Origin of the sequence: Stenotrophomonas sp. PA-6-5C, from assembly GCF_021605635.1 — a bacterium.
Lineage (GTDB): Bacteria > Pseudomonadota > Gammaproteobacteria > Xanthomonadales > Xanthomonadaceae > Stenotrophomonas > Stenotrophomonas lactitubi.
Genome location: NZ_WKEE01000056.1, coordinates 16,467 through 33,556, shown reverse-complemented (window position 1 = coordinate 33,556; position 17,090 = coordinate 16,467). Strand labels below are relative to the sequence as shown.

At 67.3% G+C, this 17,090-nt stretch carries 15 protein-coding genes, 1 tRNA gene and 1 pseudogene; 7 read left to right on the top strand and 10 right to left on the bottom strand.

The genetic code is table 11. The annotated features are described in order from the left end of the window. Positions 1-126, top strand: a pseudogene (locus tag GIW57_RS19690) (IS3 family transposase); the annotation flags it as partial. A gap of 236 nt (positions 127-362) precedes the next feature. Here GIW57_RS19690 and GIW57_RS19685 read toward each other — a convergent pair. From GIW57_RS19685 to dtd, 4 genes are all read right to left on the bottom strand, one after another. Next, positions 363-438 (bottom strand) — tRNA-Ile (locus GIW57_RS19685). Between the two features lie 44 nt (positions 439-482). Next, a complete protein-coding gene (locus GIW57_RS19680) occupies positions 483-794 on the bottom strand; it encodes a hypothetical protein (RefSeq protein ID WP_100462276.1) in 312 nt (103 codons plus the stop codon). Positions 795-1,071: 277 nt separating this feature from the next. Continuing rightward, a complete protein-coding gene (gene rpoD / locus GIW57_RS19675; RefSeq protein WP_236512424.1) occupies positions 1,072-2,922 on the bottom strand; it encodes an RNA polymerase sigma factor RpoD in 1,851 nt (616 codons plus the stop codon). Positions 2,923-3,012: 90 nt separating this feature from the next. Continuing rightward, positions 3,013-3,453 carry a D-aminoacyl-tRNA deacylase gene (gene dtd, locus GIW57_RS19670; RefSeq protein ID WP_236512422.1) on the bottom strand — a complete coding sequence of 147 codons (441 nt, stop codon included), beginning with the start codon at positions 3,451-3,453 and terminating at the stop codon, positions 3,013-3,015. 60 nt (positions 3,454-3,513) lie between these two features. Between dtd and GIW57_RS19665 the strand changes: the two genes are divergently transcribed. The 4 genes from GIW57_RS19665 (at position 3,514) to GIW57_RS19650 (ending at position 7,770) form a co-directional block, all read left to right on the top strand. Next, on the top strand, positions 3,514-4,434 hold the full coding sequence (locus GIW57_RS19665; RefSeq protein ID WP_089237157.1) for a lauroyl acyltransferase: 921 nt from the start codon (positions 3,514-3,516) through the stop codon (positions 4,432-4,434). A 75-nt stretch (positions 4,435-4,509) separates the two neighbouring features. Next, a complete protein-coding gene (gene ribA, locus GIW57_RS19660; RefSeq protein WP_236512420.1) occupies positions 4,510-5,643 on the top strand; it encodes a GTP cyclohydrolase II RibA in 1,134 nt (377 codons plus the stop codon). Positions 5,644-5,755: 112 nt separating this feature from the next. Then, a complete protein-coding gene (locus GIW57_RS19655) occupies positions 5,756-6,232 on the top strand; it encodes a PH domain-containing protein (protein ID WP_236512426.1) in 477 nt (158 codons plus the stop codon). After that, a complete protein-coding gene (locus GIW57_RS19650) occupies positions 6,229-7,770 on the top strand; it encodes a PH domain-containing protein (RefSeq protein WP_100462270.1) in 1,542 nt (513 codons plus the stop codon). The genes GIW57_RS19655 and GIW57_RS19650 overlap by 4 nt, the downstream gene beginning before the upstream one ends. Before the next feature lie 84 nt (positions 7,771-7,854). Here GIW57_RS19650 and GIW57_RS19645 read toward each other — a convergent pair whose 3' ends face one another. Then, positions 7,855-8,913 (bottom strand): CDP-glycerol glycerophosphotransferase family protein, encoded by a 1,059-nt coding sequence (locus GIW57_RS19645; RefSeq protein WP_236512419.1) that lies wholly within the window; start codon positions 8,911-8,913, stop codon positions 7,855-7,857. Between GIW57_RS19645 and GIW57_RS19640 the strand changes: the two genes are divergently transcribed. Beyond that, on the top strand, positions 8,912-9,718 hold the full coding sequence (locus GIW57_RS19640; RefSeq protein ID WP_236512418.1) for a glycosyltransferase family 2 protein: 807 nt from the start codon (positions 8,912-8,914) through the stop codon (positions 9,716-9,718). The genes GIW57_RS19645 and GIW57_RS19640 overlap by 2 nt on opposite strands. A gap of 24 nt (positions 9,719-9,742) precedes the next feature. Here GIW57_RS19640 and GIW57_RS19635 read toward each other — a convergent pair whose 3' ends face one another. The 5 genes from GIW57_RS19635 to def form a co-directional block, all read right to left on the bottom strand. After that, positions 9,743-10,918 carry an O-antigen ligase gene (locus tag GIW57_RS19635; protein ID WP_229979390.1) on the bottom strand — a complete coding sequence of 392 codons (1,176 nt, stop codon included), beginning with the start codon at positions 10,916-10,918 and terminating at the stop codon, positions 9,743-9,745. Between the two features lie 233 nt (positions 10,919-11,151). Further along, the gene (locus GIW57_RS19630) at positions 11,152-12,864 is read right to left on the bottom strand and encodes a glycosyltransferase family 39 protein (RefSeq protein ID WP_236512417.1); all 1,713 of its coding nucleotides are present in this window, start codon (positions 12,862-12,864) and stop codon (positions 11,152-11,154) included. Positions 12,865-12,886: 22 nt separating this feature from the next. Beyond that, complete coding sequence (rsmB, locus tag GIW57_RS19625) at positions 12,887-14,218, bottom strand: 16S rRNA (cytosine(967)-C(5))-methyltransferase RsmB (protein WP_236512416.1); 1,332 nt, start codon at positions 14,216-14,218, stop codon at positions 12,887-12,889. Positions 14,219-14,221: 3 nt separating this feature from the next. Further along, positions 14,222-15,145 (bottom strand): methionyl-tRNA formyltransferase, encoded by a 924-nt coding sequence (gene fmt, locus GIW57_RS19620; protein WP_100462265.1) that lies wholly within the window; start codon positions 15,143-15,145, stop codon positions 14,222-14,224. A gap of 121 nt (positions 15,146-15,266) precedes the next feature. Beyond that, positions 15,267-15,779: a peptide deformylase gene (gene def / locus GIW57_RS19615; RefSeq protein ID WP_025879059.1), complete on the bottom strand. Its 513-nt coding sequence runs from the start codon at positions 15,777-15,779 to the stop codon at positions 15,267-15,269. A gap of 128 nt (positions 15,780-15,907) precedes the next feature. On the opposite strand from def, the gene GIW57_RS19610 reads away from it, so the two are divergent. After that, positions 15,908-17,035 carry a LysM peptidoglycan-binding domain-containing protein gene (locus tag GIW57_RS19610; protein WP_236512415.1) on the top strand — a complete coding sequence of 376 codons (1,128 nt, stop codon included), beginning with the start codon at positions 15,908-15,910 and terminating at the stop codon, positions 17,033-17,035. Positions 17,036-17,090: the final 55 nt, after the last annotated feature.

The window sequence follows — 17,090 nt, the reverse complement described above, 5'->3', positions numbered from 1 at the left end:
CTCGGCCAGCAAGCGCGGCTGAGCTTCGTCGATAGTGACCGCACCTACGGCGCACGCCGTGTATGGCGTGATGTGCTGGAGGCAGGCTATCCCTGCGGCCTGCACCGCATCGAACGACTGATGCGGAGGCGATAGACCTTGCCTTGGGGCTTGAGGCTGCGCAGCTTGGTGTCTGTCAACATGGCTGTGAGTAACGGATATGTGAGTAAATAGAGATCTCCCGATCATCTTACTCGCACCGTTACTCACGTTCCAGCTGGATGGAGGCGCACGTGACCGGACCCGGCTGGACAGGGAATCCCTGGAATACGGCCGTTTTTCTAGAACATTCGGACTGATCTGGACGTGGTCGGATCAGTAGATGGTGGGCCCACCAGGATTCGAACCTGGAACCAAGGGATTATGAGTCCCCTGCTCTAACCGTTGAGCTATAGGCCCTGCACAGCGTTACAGTGTAGTGGAGCACGGCCGGAATCGGCTACTCACCCGGCAGCAGCAACCACTTCGCCAACACACTGCAGCCGTCTCTCCGCCATCCCCGCCAACCGCTCCATCTCCTGCAGATGCGCCTGGAACAGCGCCACCGCCTTCATGGCACCCTCCAGCCCCTTGCGGTTGCCACTGGCAAACCCCGCAACCAACTGTTCTCCCGATTGCGTCAGCAGCGCCAGCGTCGCCCGTCGAGCGAAGCCAAGCCGATCTTCCCGTTCGTCCTGCATGACGTCCTCCCACGTCATCAACGGCGGGAAATCCAGGGCAGCGACAACAGGCACATCATGTTCAACAGCATTCATGGCCAAGCTCCAGATGCTCAACAGGGTTGATGCCGCAGATGCACGCATTGCACGTGTCCCTGCAGCGCGTCCGCATCGGTGCCGGTGATCCGGTCCGCCTACGAGGTGTGTTGAGCACCTGCGACGCCAGAGTGCGTTTGTCGCCCCGGAACGTCAAAGGGCGAATGCGTCACCGCCAACAGGAGCCAAGCACCGGCTCGACGCTGCAGCAGATTCCGCCCAAAGAAAAACCCCGCCGAAGCGGGGTTTCTCTCAACACATCAGCACGCGCTGGAAATCAATCGATATCCAGGAAGCTGCGCAGCTGCTCCGAACGGCTCGGGTGACGCAGCTTGCGCAGGGCCTTCGCTTCGATCTGGCGGATGCGCTCGCGGGTCACGTCGAACTGCTTGCCGACTTCCTCGAGGGTGTGGTCGGTGTTCATGTCGATGCCGAAGCGCATGCGCAGCACCTTGGCTTCACGCGGGGTGAGGCCGGCCAGCACGTCGCGCACGGTTTCAGACAGGTTGATGTTGGTGGTGTTCTCGATCGGGGACTCCACGTTGGTGTCCTCGATGAAGTCGCCCAGATGGGAATCCTCGTCGTCGCCGATCGGGGTTTCCATCGAGATCGGCTCCTTGGCGATCTTCATCACCTTGCGGATCTTGTCTTCCGGCATGTCCATTTCCTTGGCCAGCTCCTCCGGCGTAGCCTCGCGGCCGTACTGCTGGAGCATCTGGCGGGAAATGCGGTTCAACTTGTTGATCGTTTCGATCATGTGCACCGGAATACGGATGGTGCGCGCCTGGTCGGCGATCGAACGGGTGATGGCCTGGCGGATCCACCAGGTCGCATACGTAGAGAACTTGTAGCCGCGACGGTACTCGAACTTGTCCACGGCCTTCATCAGGCCGATGTTGCCTTCCTGGATCAGGTCGAGGAACTGCAGGCCGCGGTTGGTGTACTTCTTGGCAATCGAGATCACCAGGCGCAGGTTGGCCTCGACCATTTCCTTCTTGGCCTTGCGCGCCTTGGCTTCGCCGTAGGCCATGGCACGGCTGAGTTCCTTCAGCTCGTCCAGGTCCAGCAGGGTGACCTTCTCGATATCGATGGTGGCCTGCTGCTCGGACACGATCTGGTCCTTCACTTCACGCAGCGCCGAAGACCACTTCTGCTTGCGCTTCAGTGCGTCTTCCACCCATTCCAGGTTGGTCTGGTTGCCTTCCCAGGAACGGATGAAGTCCTTGCGCGGCATGCGGGCAGTGACGGTGGCCAGGTTCAGCACGCGGCGCTCGTGGGCCTTGACGCTGCCCATGGTGTCGCGCAGCTGCTTGGTCAGCACGTCGGTCAGCGGCAGCGGCAGCTTCAGGGTGACGAACACCGCCGACATCTCCTCGCGGAGCTTCAGCAGGTTCTTCTTGTCGCCCTTGGCAACAGCCTTCTTGAAGGCGTTGAGGGCATCGCCCAGCGCCTGCATGCGCGCGGCGACTTCCTCCGGATCCGGACCGGTCGGTGCAGCTTCTTCATCGCCGCCGTCGACGTCGTCTTCTTCCTCGTCGGCGTCCGCGTCAGCATCGTCCGCGTCATCGGCCACGGCAGCAGCCGGGGCCGGCACTTCGTCGGACAGGTCATTGAAGCCGACGATCACTTCGGCAAGGCGCTTGCGGCCTTCCTTGTGCGCTTCGTAATCGGTCAGCAGCGATTCGACCGACACCGGGAACTGGCCGAGTGCGGCCTGGACCTGGGACAGGCCTTCTTCGATGCGCTTTGCAATGGCGATTTCGCCTTCGCGGGTCAGCAGCTCGACGGTACCCATTTCGCGCATGTACATGCGCACCGGGTCGGTGGTACGGCCACCTTCGGTGTCGAGCGCGCTCAGCGCGGCGGCAGCTTCTTCGGCTGCGGTGTCGTCGACCTCACGGTTGCCCGTGTTGCCGTCGTTGAGAAGCAGGGTTTCCACATCCGGAGCAACTTCATGGACATCAATGCCCATGCCGTTGATCATGCCGATGATGTCTTCGATCTGTTCCGGGTCGACCATGTCGTCCGGCAGATGGTCATTGACTTCGGCATAGGTCAGGTAGCCCTGTTCCAGGCCCTTGCTGATCAGTTGCTTGATTTCGGATTGGGCAGGACGTTCGTTGGCCATGTAGTGCTCGCGCCACCGGCTAGGGGGAAATAGGGAACGTAGCATTATACCAGCCCGGGGCCCGGCCTGCCGGGCGGTGGTCCCGGTGGCCTAGGGCCTGAGGAGGAAGGTCACGGGACCGTCATTGACCAGGCTGACGACCATATGGGCACCAAACCGGCCCGTTTCCACCCCTGGCGCGTGATTTTCACGACAGATCCCGACAAATCGATTGAACCCGCGTTCAGCCTCCTGCGGCGGTGCCGCGCTGGTGAAGCTGGGCCGCATGCCGGAACGGGTGTCCGCGGCCAGGGTGAACTGGCTGACCAGCAGCAGGCCGCCGGCGGTATCACGCAGCGAGCGGTTCATTTTGCCGGCCTCATCTGCAAAGACACGGTAGCCGAGCACGCGTTCGGCCATCCGCTGCAGCTGGGCCTCGGTATCACCCGGCTCCATGCCGACCAGGGCCAGCAGGCCGGGGCCGATCTGCCCTACCGCCTCACCTTCCACATGCACGGCGGCCTGGCTGACACGTTGAATCAGGACGAGCATCGGCGGGCTTCCAGGCAAGGGCCGGCCACGATAGCAGCGCCCTTGGCTAAACTGGGGGAGATGAATCCACACCGCAAAGCCCGGCTGGTCTACCGCGCCACCACCCTGTTCGCCCGCCTGCCCTGGCCACTGCTGCGCGGGTTCGCGCACGCCCTGGCCTGGACGTGGGTGCGCCTCGATGCCCGCGAAAGCCGCGTCACCCGCCGCAATCTGGAGCTGGCCTACCCCGAGCTGGATGGCGCGGCACGCGAACGCCTGCAGCGCGAGCTGCTGCGCTCCACCGCCCTGCAGGCCATCGAGACCCTGCGCCTGTGGAGCCGGAAGCCCGAAGACAACCTGCGCCTGCACCTGAAGGAGCGCCACGGCCAGGCGCTGTACGACGCGGCGCTGGCCAGCGGCAAGGGCGTGATCGTGGCGGCCCCGCACTACGGCAACTGGGAGCTGCTGAACCAGTGGCTGGCCTCGCGCGGGCAGATCGCCATCGTCTACAAGCCGCCGGAGGACGAGGCCAGCGATGCCTTCCTGCAGATCGTGCGCGGCGGCCACAACGTGCAGCAGGTGCGCGCCGAGGGCCCGGCCGTGCGCCAGCTGTTCAAGGTGCTCAAGGACGGCGGTGCCACCGGCATCCTGCCCGACCAGCAGCCCAAGGCCGGCGACGGGGTGTTCGTGCCGTTCTTCGGCGTGCAGGCGTTGACCATGACGCTGGTCAACCGCTTGGCCGAGCGCACCGGCGCGACGGTGCTGTATGGCTGGTGCGAGCGCATCGGCCCGGACATGGAATTCGCCCTGCACATCGAGCCGACCGACCCGGCCGTGGCCGACCCGGACCCAGAGGTCGCCGCCACCGCGCTCAACGCAGGCATCGAACGTATCGCCCGCCGCGACCCGGCGCAGTACCAGTGGACCTACAAGCGCTATACGCTGCGGCCACCGGGCAGCGGCGAGGAAGACCCGTACGCGACCGACGAGCATCCGCACTGAAAGCCGCTCCACCCGGCCTGCGACACACCGCCGCAGCACGTTGAATACGACGCTGGCGCCCCCATAGAGACACCGATGTCCGCCTCCCCCGGTCCTGCCATGTCTGCTTCCTCCCTGTTCGGTGATCCGGCAGCGATCCGCTGCGAGCGCGCGGTCGCCGAACTGCGCGCCGGTCGCCCGGTCCTGCTCCACGATGGCCAGGGCCAGCGCCTGGCGGTGATCGCGCTGGACAGCGCCACTGCCAGCAGCTTTGCCGCCTTCGCCAGCGCCGCGCGCGAGCGCCATTACCTGTATCTGACCGCCACCCGCGCCCGCGTGCTCGGTGTCGAGGCACCCGAGGGCGCGCGCCTGCCATTGGCCGGCGTCGCCTTCGATGCCCTGCCCTCGCTGGGTTACCTGCGCGAACCAGGGCCGATGCCCGCGGCCTGGAGCGCAGGCGATGCGTTCGATGCCGGCGCAGTGGAACTGGCCCGGTTGGGCCTGCTGCTGCCGGCGATGGTGGCCGTGCGCCTTGAGGCAACTGACAGCACCTTCGATGGCGCCGCCGAGGTCGGCCTGTGCGATCTGGCCGAAGGCGCTGCGCATGCCGCACATGATTACGAACTGGTGGCACGTTCTCCTGTGCCGCTTCGCGATGTCGGCATGACCACGTTCGCGGTGTTCCGCGGCGGCGTCGCCCAGCGCGACCAGGTGGCGATCATCGTCGGCGAACCGGACCTGTCCGCCGTGGTACCGGTACGCGTGCATTCGTCCTGCCTCACCGGCGACCTGTTCGGTTCACTCAAGTGCGACTGCGGCGACCAGCTGCGCCGTGGCCTGCGCAAGTTGAAGGAACTGGGCGGCGGCGTGCTGCTGTACCTGGACCAGGAAGGCCGCGGTACCGGCATCGCCGCGAAGATGCGCGCCTACGGCTACCAGCATGACGGGCTGGATACCATCGACGCCGATGCGCAGCTGGGCTTCGGCGCCGACGAGCGCCGCTATGGCAGCGCCGTGGCGATGCTGCGCGGGCTGGGCGTGTCGCGTGTCGCCCTGCTCAGCAACAACCCGACCAAGGCACAACGCCTGCGCAATGCCGGCATCGAAGTGCTGGACTGCATTCCGGTCACCGGCGAGATCACCGCCGAGAACGAGCACTACCTGCGCACCAAGGCCGACCGCGCCGGCCACCTGCTGGATGTCGACGCCCTGATCCAGGCCGCCCAGTAACGCGGGCGACCTGCTAACGTCTGCGCGGTGCGGCCATCACCGCGCCTGCCCGCCCTGCTGCCCGACGGACGCCCGCGTGACTGAACTTCCCTTGCCTGTTGCTGCCGCCGAAATGCCCCTCGACCACTGGCAACCCCTGCCGCGGCGCGCTGCCCGGTTGGCGGCGCTGGAGGGCGCCTTCGGCGGACTGTTCATCCCCGGCGCACCGCTGGCGGCACTCTGGTGGTTCTTCGAGCTTCCCGGTGGCCTGTGGGTTGCGATGCTGGGGCCGCTGGTCGGCCTTGCCTTCGGTGGCTGGATCGGCCATCGCCGCCTGACCCATACCCGCTGGCGGCTGGACGCGCAGGGCCTGGGCCTGCGCCGCGACCTGATGTGGCAGCTGGAGACCCGCGTTCCGATTTCGCGCGTGCAGCACCTGGACCTGCGTCGCGGGCCGCTGGAGCGGCGTGCAGGCCTGGCCACGCTGATCGTGCACACCGCCGGCACCCGCCTGAGTGCAGTCACCGTCGCCGGGCTGGACGAAGCCGATGCCGAGCGCCTGCGTGACACCCTGGCCCATCAGCTGGACCAGGACGCCGACGCCCTGTGAGCCAGCCCCCGCCCCTGCCGCCCTCGCTGCCCAACGGCGGCGAAGAGCATCGCCTGCACCCGTGGTCGTGGCTGTTCGTGCTGCTGATGCAGCTGCGCCACTATTTCCTGCCGCTGGTCGCATTGCTGGTGTTCGGCCAACGCGGCGACCGCGATCCGATGTGGGCTCAGCTGATCCCGCTGACCGCCATCGCCGCGCTGGTGCTGGTCTCGGTACTGCAGTACCTCAGTTACCGCTATCGCATCGGCAGCGATGCGATCACCGTGCGCAGCGGCCTGCTGGCGCGCAACCGGCGCGAGATTCCCTTTGCCCGCATCCATAACGTGGAAGTGCGGCAGAACCCGTTGCATCGATTGTTCGGGGTTGCCGAACTGCGCCTGGAATCAGCCGGTGGCGTGCGCCCGGAAGCGGAGATGCGCGTGCTGCGGCTGGACCAGGCGTTGGCCCTGGAACAGCTGGTGCGCCAGCGTGGACAGGCGCCCGAACCAACGCCGGGCGACGCGCCGGCTGCCAGTGTCGTGCCATCCGACGACGAACAGGTACTGCTGCGCCTGTCGAGCTGGGATGTGCTGCGCATGGGCCTGCTGTCCAACCGCGGCTGGGCGCTGGCGATCGCCGCCTTCGGTGTTCTGTTCCAGACCGTACCGCGCCCGGTGATGGACGATGCCATCCAGCGCGGCGGGCGCGAGGCCTTCGGCTACGCCAGCCATCTGCACACCGGGGTAACCGGTGGCCTGGTGCTGCTGGCCGCGGCATTGCTGCTGGGCTGGCTGTTGTTGCGGGTGCTTTCGGTAGTGTTGACGCTGCTGCGTTACCACGGCTTCACCCTCACCGAGCGCGAGCGGCGCCTGACCGTCTCCACCGGCCTGCTCAGCCGCACCCGCAGCAGCGTCGCTCGCCGCCGCATCCAGGCATGGACGCTGGGCGAGAGCACCCTGCAGCGTTGGTTCGGGTTGCGCCAGCTACGTATCGACAGCGCCGCCGGTGGCCCTTCGCGCGACGACGACCGCGCGCTGCGCGAACTGGCACCGCTGGCTGGCGCCAGCGCCTGCGACGGGCTGGTACGCCACCTGCTGCCACAGCTGCAATGGCCGCCGCAGCAGTGGCAGCCGATACCGCAACGCGGATGGTGGCGGCTGTCGTTGTCCACGTTGCTGACGGTGCCGTTGCTGACCGCCGCGCTGTACTGGCGCTGGGGCCTGCCGGCCCTGGCACTGCTGGCCTGGCTACCGGTCAGCCTGTTGATCGCGCACCGGCAGATGGCACGGATGGGGTGGCACCTGGATGGCCAGTTCGTGGCGGTGCGCGGCGGCTGGTGGAAGCGCTGGTGGCGCTGGGCCGAGCTGGACAAGGTGCAGGGCCTGCGCCTGCAGCGCTCACCGCTGGACAAGCTGCTGGGTACGGCCAGCCTGCATCTGGACACCGCCGGTGCGCATGGCGATGTGGCGTTGGCGCTGCGCTACCTGCCGCAGGCGCGTGCACATGCGTTGATGGAAGAACTGGCGACGGCGCTGGCGCGTCGCAAGCTGCGCTGGTAAGCGGCCGAGCGTTGAATTGACCATCCACGCATGGCGCGGATCTACCGTAGAGCCGAGCCCATGCTCGGCTCTACAGGACCTACGTCACCGCTGCGATGGCCCCCAGTAGCCCAGGTCCTTGCGGATCTGCAGGTCACGTACCCAGCTGCCAAACGGCTTGCGACGCAGCGCGCCCATCTCGCCGGACAGGAAATCCTCGGTGGCGGCGATCACCCGCTCGCTGGACAGGCCATCGCGGTAAGGGTGGATGGCATCGGCGTAGCGCACGATCTCCGCCTGCAACGCCGCATCCGGATGCAGCGCGCGCGCCAGCATCGAGGGCAGCTGCTGCGGATCGTCGAAATCGATCATGTGCGGCTTCGGCACGCGGTTGCGGAAGGTCACCACCGGCTTGTGCTGGACGATGAACTCAGAAACGATCGATGAGGTGTCAGATACCAGCACGTCGGCGGCGCGCTGGGCGGCCATCACCTGTTCCGGTTCGATGAACCGCGCATTGGCGCCGGCCAGCGCGCGGTAGCGTTCGAACAGTTCCGGCGGGCACTTCGGGTGCAGGGTCAGCAGCCAATAGTGCTGCCCGGCGGCGATGTCGGCCGCGATCTGCGCATGCAGGTGCGGGGCCGCACTCAAGCGCTCGGTGAAAGTTGAACCGAACAGGATCACTGGGCGGCCACCGGCCGCACTTCGCAGCGCGGCACTGTCGCCACCGTCGTCGAGGAACAGCGGATCCAGCTTCGGCCAGCCGGTTTCGGCCACGGCAAAATGGCCCTGCAATGCCGCGATCTCGCGGAACGGCGCGGTGGTGGCAGGGCCCTGCGTGCAGTAAAGGTCGAACATGCCGCGCACCCGGAAGTGGCCACGCGCACTGTCGCGCTTTTCCACGTTGAAACCGTGGAACAGCTGCACCTTGGCCCCCGACAGGAAGGTCGGCACCCAGTTGGCCGCGCTGAACACCGCCCGCGGACGCATCGCCAGGGCCTGCTTCAGGCCGATGTTGGGCACGCCAGGCAGCTGGCTGTCAGCCGCACCACCTTCGAACCAGGCCGCCACTTCCTGGCCGGAAGCGTGCAAGGCCTGCACCAACGGGGCGAGAATAGGCAGCGCATAGCGCTCCGTCGCAAACAACAGGTACCCGGCCATCATGTCCTCCACGACCGCTCCCATCGAACGGCCTCGCATCTCGGCCTGCATTATCGCGTTCAACGAGGCCGGGCGCATCGGCGACTGCCTGGCCTCGCTGGCCTTCTGCGACGAGATCGTGGTGGTGGACTCCCTGTCCACCGACGCCACGGTAGCCATCGCCGAGGCTGCCGGCGCCCGCGTGCTGCAGCGCCCGTTCGATGGTTTCCGCAGCCAGAAAGCGTTCTGCGTCGAGCAGGCCCGCAACGACTGGGTACTGTGCCTGGACGCCGACGAGCGCGTCAGCCCGGAACTGCGCACGGCCATCGAGCAGGCCCGCGACGGCGGTTTTGCAGGTCATGCGGGTTACCGCTTCGCGCGCCTGTCGGAGTACTTCGGCAGGTTCCTCCGCCACGGTAATGCCTATCCGGACCGGGTGCTGCGCCTGTTCGACCGCCGCCAGGGCGGCTGGCGCGGCAAGCGCGAGATCCATGAAGCAGCCAGCGTCGATGGCAGCGTCGGCACCCTGCGCGGGGACCTCATCCACTTCCCTTACCGCTCGCTGCAGCAGCAGCTGGCCAAGACCGAGAAGTACGCGCGGATGATGGCCGAGCACGAGTTCGCGCGCGGCAAGCGGGCCACCCTCGGCAAGCTGGTGCTGGCCCCGGCCTGGCGGTTCTGGCGCGGCTTCCTGTTCCGAGGCGGCTTCCGCGACGGCTGGCATGGCCTGGTGTATGCCTATGTGCGCGCCAACTACGTGCGGCAGAAGACCATCATGCTGTGGATGCTGGGCAACGGCCAGGCCGTGTCCGACCCGCCCAACCCCTGAGGGTGGAGCCGAGCGTCGCTGAAGTTACCGGGCGTTCTTTGCCCGGTGCCGCGCACCTTCCACGATCGACAGGCCGGTCAGCAGGCCGACGATGGTGACGTAGAAGCTGGCGGTCATCTGGTGCGCGAACATCGACTGGGTCAGTCCGCACAGGATGTAGGACACCACCACCATCACGCCGGCGGCAGCCGGGCCACGGAAGGTGGTGTGCCCGCTGCGCCGGTGCAGGCGCACGAACACCCACAGGGGCACGCCATACACGGCCAGCAGCAGCAGCAGGCCGGGCACGCCCTGGGTTGCCGCCCATTCGGCGACATCGTTGTGGGCATGGCCCAGATGACAGCGCTGTTCCTGCGGATCCTCGCGACAGATCGGAACCCGCTGCATGGCGTTGTCGAAGTGGCCCACGCCCACCCCGATCAGCGGGTGATCGAGGAAGGTATCCCATGCCACCTGCAGGCGCTCGACCCGGGCACCTGCCGATGAGTCGCTGTCGCCCTGCTCCATGCGCTGCACATCACTGTGCAGTTCGGTCAGGCGCACCTGGTGGCGCAGTTCGGGTACCGACAGCAGCAGGGTCGCAGCGATGGCCAGCATGCCGGCAAGCACCGACAGGCGCGCCACGCCGGTGCGCCAGCGCAGGCTGAGGGCCAGCACCACCAGCAACGCCAGCAGCGCTGCAAACACGCCACGGCTGCCAGTGAGGATGATGGTTCCGCAACCGGCGGCGGTGCCGACGATCACCAGCGACCAGCGTCGCGAGGGCCGGCAGAACACCAGCAGCACCATCAGCATCACCACGATGTCGGCGAGCACGATCGCGTTGGTGGACAGTTCCGCGCGCGGCGCGCCTCCCAGTACCTGCAACAGCGCCAGCGCGAAGGTACCCAGCAGGCCGGCGAACGCACCACGCCACAACCAGCGCATGTCCGGCCGCAACGCGCAGACCCATACCGCGATCCACGGGATCACCAGGAATCGCGAGCGGTTGTCGACATTGCGCAGGCCGTGCTCGAACACCACCATCGAGAGCACGCCCAGGGCCAGCACCGCCAGCGTCAGCCAGGTCAGCACCCTGATCGGCTGGGCATCCATGTGCCGCGCACGCCACAGCAGTTCCGGCGCCATCAGCGTCGTGACCAGCAACACCAGGCCATACGGCAGCAGGTTGATCGGGATGGTCAGCACCAGCGCCGGCATACAGAACAGGCCGATCTGCGCCAACCAGTGCGCAGCGCGCGGGCGACCACCAACAGGTGGGCCCAGCAGATCGCCGGCCGTGGATTCCAGGTTGTGCTGTGAAACTGCCACGTCGAAAAGTTTCGCTGCGATCCTGCGGAATGAACGGAATCGCCGGCACGGCCGATCCCACGTTGACGTTTTACTGCCTTTGACGCCGCTTGGGCAGTCTGGACAAGCACAGGCCGGAGTGGTTACTCCTCACGCTGCAATCGCCGTTCGCGTTCGCGCTCGTCGGCGCTGGCCACGCACCGGCCCTGCACCGCAACAGCCGGCACCAGCCACCAGCGGCGGCGGTTGGCGATTCCCGCCAGTTCGGCACGGCTGCGGTCGATGCACGGCAGCAGCGCGTCTTCGTGCACCAGCAACCAGCGGCGCCGGGGCGCCAACTGCTGCCATTCCACGGCCATGGCCAGCTGTTCATCCCAAGGCTCGTTGAAACCGAAGGTTGCCGCCGGCCGGTCGGCCATCAACAGATTCTGCTCTTTCCAGGCCACCAGTCCCAGCTCGGCATCGGCACCGATACGCTGACCGGTGTGCCGCATCAGGCCGCGAGCGGAACTTGAATCATTCAGCAGCGGATAGCCGATCAGGCTGTACAGCACCCAGACAGCTGTCAGGGTCGAGACCAGTGCCAGCTGCCGGCGGCCGCACCCGAACAACAGCAGGCTGGCCACACCCCAGCCGCCCATCGCCATCGCCGCCCAGGCCAGGGCGTTCATCTCGCCATTGCCGATGCCCCGCGTCTGCATCAGCCGCATTTCGAAGCCGGGCTTGCCCAGCAGGGCAGCCAGCCCGGCGGCCAGCGTGCCCAGCGACAGCAGCAGGGTGAACGCGCCCAGCAGCCACTGCACGTCGCGCCGGCGCAGCAGCCCCGGCAGCAGCGGCGCCAGTGCCAGGCAGAACATCGGCAGCGCCGGCAGGATGTAGACGTCGCGCTTGCCATTGGGGATCGAGAAGAACAGCACGATCAGCGCCCACCAGCCCAGCAGCAGCAGATAGCGCGCGTCCCGGCGCTGCAGCCGGCGCCGCCAGGCGGGGATCGCCCACGGCAGCGCCAGGAACGCGGGAATCCACATCGATGGCATGGTGCCCAGGAAGTACCACCAGGGCTGGTGGTGGTCCCACGATTGCGCATAGCGCTTGGCGGTCTGTCGGAACAGGATGTCGTCCATGTACGCCAGGTACTCGCCGGAGCGGGTCGCCAGCGCGGTCATCACCATCGGCACCAGCCACAGCGCGATGGCCAGCACGAACGCCAAGGGCGCCAGCCAGAAGCGCAGGTCGCGTGCATGCAGCCGCACCCGCGGCCAGTGCAGCGCCGAACCGATCACCGCCGGCACGATCATCAGCAGCGCGATCACGCCCACGCCCTTGGTGATCACCCCGATGCCGGCAAAGAACCAGCCCAGCCACCACCAGCGCCAGGCGGGCCCCAGCAGCAGGTGGCGCAGCAGACCGTAGTTGGCCAGGGTGATGAACAACACCACCAGCGGGTCGATCTGCGCCTTCTTCGCCTGGAAGGTGAACTGCAGGGCGAACAGCAGCGCCCAACCGGCGTACAGGCCAACCTGGCGTGTCCACAGGCGCCGGCCCAGATCGACCACGCACCACAGCGTGCCGAGTGCTGCGATCAACGAGGGCAGCAGGAACGCCACACGCCAGTTGCCGACCACGCTATACAGCGTGGCCTGCCACCACATCAGCATCGGCGGCTTGTCCGAGTACAGCTCCAGCCCACGGTGCGGGAACAGCCAGTCGCCGCTGTCCACCATCTGCTTGGCGACCAGGGCGAAGCGCGGTTCGTCCGAGGGCCAGGGATCGCGTAGTCCCAGGCCGGCACCCAACACCAGCAGGGCCATCACAACGAACAGCCACGTCTGGCGTGACGCACGGGTTTTCAGCATGGGGGCTCGGACAGCGGTTGGGTCAGCCCTTTTTTAGCAGACGCGCGTAGAAAAATCCGTCAGCATCGTTTTCACCGGGCAGGCGCTGGCGCGCGATACCGTCACAGTCCAGACCAAATGCGTCATCCAGCGCGACCGCTTCCGCATCCGCGTGCCACTTCAGGAAGCCCTTTACCTGATCGACGTTCTCCGCGCGCAGGATCGAGCAGGTGGCATACAGCAGCACACCGCCGGGGCGCAGCATCGACCAGCAGGCCTCCAGCAACCGGGCCTGGATGCCGACCAGCGCATCGATGTCCTCCGCACGGCGATGGAACATCACGTCCGGCTGCCGACGGATGACGCCGGTGGCCGAGCACGGTGCATCCAGCAGGATCGCGTCGAACGGAACGCCGTCCCACCATGCCCCCGGATCACTGGCATCGGCCACCAGGACCTCGGCGCCTTCGCCCACACCGGTGCGGGCGAACGTATCCTTGGCGCGCGCCAGGCGACGGGCGTCGATATCCAGCGCCAGCAATCGCAGGCTGGGGTCGCGCTCAAGCAGGTGCGCGGCCTTGCCACCCGGCGCGGCACACGCGTCGAGCACACGGCTGCCGGTCGGCGGCGCCAGCGCGTCGGCGGCACATTGTGCCGACAGATCCTGCACCGACAGCAGGCCCTCGCCAAAGCCGGGCAACTGGTTCACCGGAACCGGCGCGGCCAGTCGCAGCGCATCGGCGCTCAGCGGGCTGGCTTCAGCGGCAATGCCGGCTTCGGCCAGAGCCACCATCATCTTGTCGCGCCCGCCCTGCTGGCGGTTGGCACGCAGCCACAGCGGCGCCGGCCGCAGGCTGGCAGCGAAGATCGCCTCGGCCTGTGCCGGCCAGTCGCGTTCGACGGCCTCGGCCAGCCACACCGGAAATGCGTCGCGTGCCGGTTGTTCGGGGAAACCCTCGCGCTGGGCCCGGCGCAGGATCGCGTTGACCAGGCCCGCCTGGCGTTCACGGCCAAGTGCGCGTGCAGCATCGACCGTGGCCGACAGCGCCGCATGGGCCGGCAGCTCCAGCACATCCAGCTGGGCGAAGCCCACCATCAGCAGCGTGCGCAGGTCGGCATCGCGTGCGGACAGCGGCTTCTGCATCCATCCCTGCAGGGCGGCGTCATAGGTGCTGCGACGGCGCAGCACTGCAAAGCACAGCGCTTCAAGCAGGGCGCGATCGCGGGTGTCAGCCAGTTTGGGCAGCGCCCAGGCCAGCTCCGCCTTGAGCGAACGACCGCGGGTGAACACCTGCGCCAGCACGCGCGCCGCCAGCATGCGGGTGGCCGCGCCCGGCGCCGCCTTGGCGATGGAAAAATCGTTTGCCTTGCTCACCCGTCAAACCCCCACGCGCAGGTCACGGCGGGCATTGAGGTAGTCGGCGGCGGTGATCGCCTTGCCGCCTTCCCGCTGCAGCACGCGCAGGCGCAGCGCGCCCTGTCCGCAGGCGATGTCGATGCCCTCGCGGCCAGCGGCCAGCACCGTGCCCGGCGCTTGGCCATGCGCCGCATCCAGCGCCACCGCGCCGTGGATGCGCACGCGCTCACCGGCCAACAGTGCCTCGGCAATCGGCCACGGATTGAACGCACGCACCGTACGCGCCAGCGCTTCGGCGTCCTGCGCCCAGTCCAGTTTTGCCTCTGCCTTGTCCAGCTTGTGCGCGTAGGTCACGCCCTGCTCGGGCTGCGGCCGTGCGATCGGCTTGATACCAGCGCGCAGCAGGCCCAGTCCATCGGACAGCACCTGCGCGCCGAGCTCGGCCAGCTTGTCATGCAGCTGGCCACCGGTATCGGTGGCGGCGATCGGCAGCTCCTGGTGCAGCAGCACCGGGCCCGTATCCAGGCCTGCTTCCATCTGCATCAGGCAGATGCCGGTCTTCTCGTCACCGGCCTGGATGGCACGCTGGATCGGTGCGGCGCCGCGCCAGCGCGGCAGCAGCGAACCATGCACGTTCCAGCAACCGTGGGTCGGGATGGTCAGCACTGCCTTGGGCAGGATCAGGCCGTAGGCCACCACCACCATCAGGTCCGGCTGCAGGTCACGCAGCTGCTGCTGGGCCGCCTCGTCCTTCAGCGTTTCCGGCTGGTACACGGGGATGCCGCGGGCGACCGCTTCCAGCTTGACCGGCGAAGGCGCCAGCCCACGGCCGCGACCGGCCGGGCGATCAGGCTGCGTATAGACAGCCACCACCTCGTGATGACGCGCGGCCGCGCGCAGCGACGACACCGCGAATTCCGGCGTACCGGCAAAGACAATCCTCATGGCAACCCCACTTGCAGGATGAAATCGTGCAGGAAAAAAAACGGCGCCGTCGGCCGGCGCCATGCAGCCCGCGCGTCACGCGCAGGCGCGGGCCACCCGGACGGGCGGCCCGAAGCAGCGATCACGCCACGTGCTTGCGCTGCTTGGCCAGCTTCTTGCGGACCATCTCGCGCTTCAGCGGCGACAGGTAATCGATGAACAGCTTGCCGTCCAGATGGTCCATCTCGTGCTGCACGCAGACCGCCAGCAGGCCATCGGTGGTCAGTTCCTGCGGCTGCCCCTGGCGGTCCAGGAACTTGACGGTGATGGTGTCGGCACGGGTCACGTCAGCGAAGATGCCCGGCACCGACAGGCAACCTTCCTGGTACACCTGGCCCCCGTCCTTGGCGACGATTTCCGGGTTGATGAACACGCGCGGCTCGTTCTTTTCTTCGCTCACGTCGATGACCATGAAGCGCTGGTGCACGTCCACCTGGCTGGCAGCCAGGCCGATGCCGGGGGCGTCGTACATGGTCTCGAACATGTTGTCGAGCAGCTCCTGGAACGCCGGCGTGGTCACTTCGGCGGCATCGATCAACGCAGCCTTGGTACGCAGGCGCGGATCGGGGAACTCAAGGATGGGGAGTAAAGCCATGGCAGTTTCCGGGGTTGGGGCCGGGTTACGCCGGCATACGTCGCAGATTCTAGCTCCAACGCTTGCCTTGCGCCCCGGTTTCTGGACTATAGTGCGCGGACCTGTTGGGGAATCAGGGCTTCACACCTATGTTGCTTCGTTTTCGTACGGTCGTCGCCGCGGCGATGCTGACCGTGGCTGCCTATGCTACCGCCGTGGAAGTGAATGGCGGGCACCCGGACACCTATGTGGTCCGCAAAGGGGACACCCTGTGGGACATCGCAGGACGTTTCCTGCAGAAACCCTGGCTGTGGCCGGAGATCTGGCAGGCCAATCCGCAGGTCGCCAATCCACACCTGATCTATCCCGGTGACGTCCTCAGCCTGGCCTACCTGGACCGTGTGACGGCCCAGCCCGGCCCGCGCCAGGAAGCTCCGGTGACCGGCGTGCCGCTGGCCCAGGTCGAGCCGTTCCTGAAGCAGCTCAGCGTGGTCGGCAGCATCGAACAGCTGCCCTATGTGGTCGGCCTGGAAGACAACCGCCTGCGCGCCACCGGTGGGCAGACCGCCTATGTACGCCTGGCCGACGCCCAGGTCGGGCAGCGCTGGGCCGTGGTCCGCCCGACCGTGCGCTACGCCCAGCCCAAGCCCACCGAGGACCTGACCGCCAACGGCGACGTCACCCCGGGCAGCGGCAATCTCTGGAAGGCCTACAGCGCTCCCAACCACCGCCGCGGCGTACTGGGTTACGAGCTGGCGCAGGTTGGCACCGGCACCATCACCCAGGTGGCCGGCGGCAAGACCGAAGCCTCGACCCTGGCGCTGGACAACACCAGCGGCGGCCGTGAAGTGCGTGCCGGCGACCGTCTGGTCCCGGTCGAAGCCACGCCGTACGACCTGCAGTTCTTCCCGCATGTGCCCGCCGCCGGCGTGGAAGGCGTGGACGTGCGCGTGCTGGCAGTCACCGACATGTTCACTACCGGCGGCCCGCGCGATGTGATCGCGATTTCGGCTGGCCGCGCCCAGGGCGTGGACAACGGCACTGTGTTCTCGCTGTGGCGCCACGGCAGCCACGTGGCGCACCGGATGAAGTTCCCGGGGTCCTCGCGGATGGACGACTCGAACAGCACGGGTGCCGGCCGGGTCAGCCTGCCGGATGAGTACGCCGCGCATGCCATGGTCTTCCGCACCTTCGACAACGTCAGCTATGCGTTGGTGATGCAGGGCGTGAAGCCGGTGCGTGTGGGCTACAGCGCGCTGCATCCGGACGCGGAATGATCCGGCGCCGGGCCCCGCCCGGCCTCGGCAGATGGCGCCGGCCACATAGGCCGGC

Coding starts and splice junctions, on each gene's coding strand:
- fmt (WP_100462265.1), bottom strand. CDS start 15,145: ATGAGGATTGTCTTTGCCGGTACGCCGGAATTCGCGGTGTCGTCGCTG.
- GIW57_RS19680 (WP_100462276.1), bottom strand. CDS start 794: ATGAATGCTGTTGAACATGATGTGCCTGTTGTCGCTGCCCTGGATTTC.
- def (WP_025879059.1), bottom strand. CDS start 15,779: ATGGCTTTACTCCCCATCCTTGAGTTCCCCGATCCGCGCCTGCGTACC.
- dtd (WP_236512422.1), bottom strand. CDS start 3,453: ATGCTCGTCCTGATTCAACGTGTCAGCCAGGCCGCCGTGCATGTGGAA.
- GIW57_RS19645 (WP_236512419.1), bottom strand. CDS start 8,913: ATGATGGCCGGGTACCTGTTGTTTGCGACGGAGCGCTATGCGCTGCCT.
- GIW57_RS19640 (WP_236512418.1), top strand. CDS start 8,912: ATGTCCTCCACGACCGCTCCCATCGAACGGCCTCGCATCTCGGCCTGC.
- GIW57_RS19630 (WP_236512417.1), bottom strand. CDS start 12,864: ATGCTGAAAACCCGTGCGTCACGCCAGACGTGGCTGTTCGTTGTGATG.
- rpoD (WP_236512424.1), bottom strand. CDS start 2,922: ATGGCCAACGAACGTCCTGCCCAATCCGAAATCAAGCAACTGATCAGC.
- ribA (WP_236512420.1), top strand. CDS start 4,510: ATGTCCGCCTCCCCCGGTCCTGCCATGTCTGCTTCCTCCCTGTTCGGT.
- GIW57_RS19655 (WP_236512426.1), top strand. CDS start 5,756: ATGCCCCTCGACCACTGGCAACCCCTGCCGCGGCGCGCTGCCCGGTTG.
- GIW57_RS19665 (WP_089237157.1), top strand. CDS start 3,514: ATGAATCCACACCGCAAAGCCCGGCTGGTCTACCGCGCCACCACCCTG.
- GIW57_RS19610 (WP_236512415.1), top strand. CDS start 15,908: ATGTTGCTTCGTTTTCGTACGGTCGTCGCCGCGGCGATGCTGACCGTG.
- GIW57_RS19635 (WP_229979390.1), bottom strand. CDS start 10,918: ATGCCGGCGCTGGTGCTGACCATCCCGATCAACCTGCTGCCGTATGGC.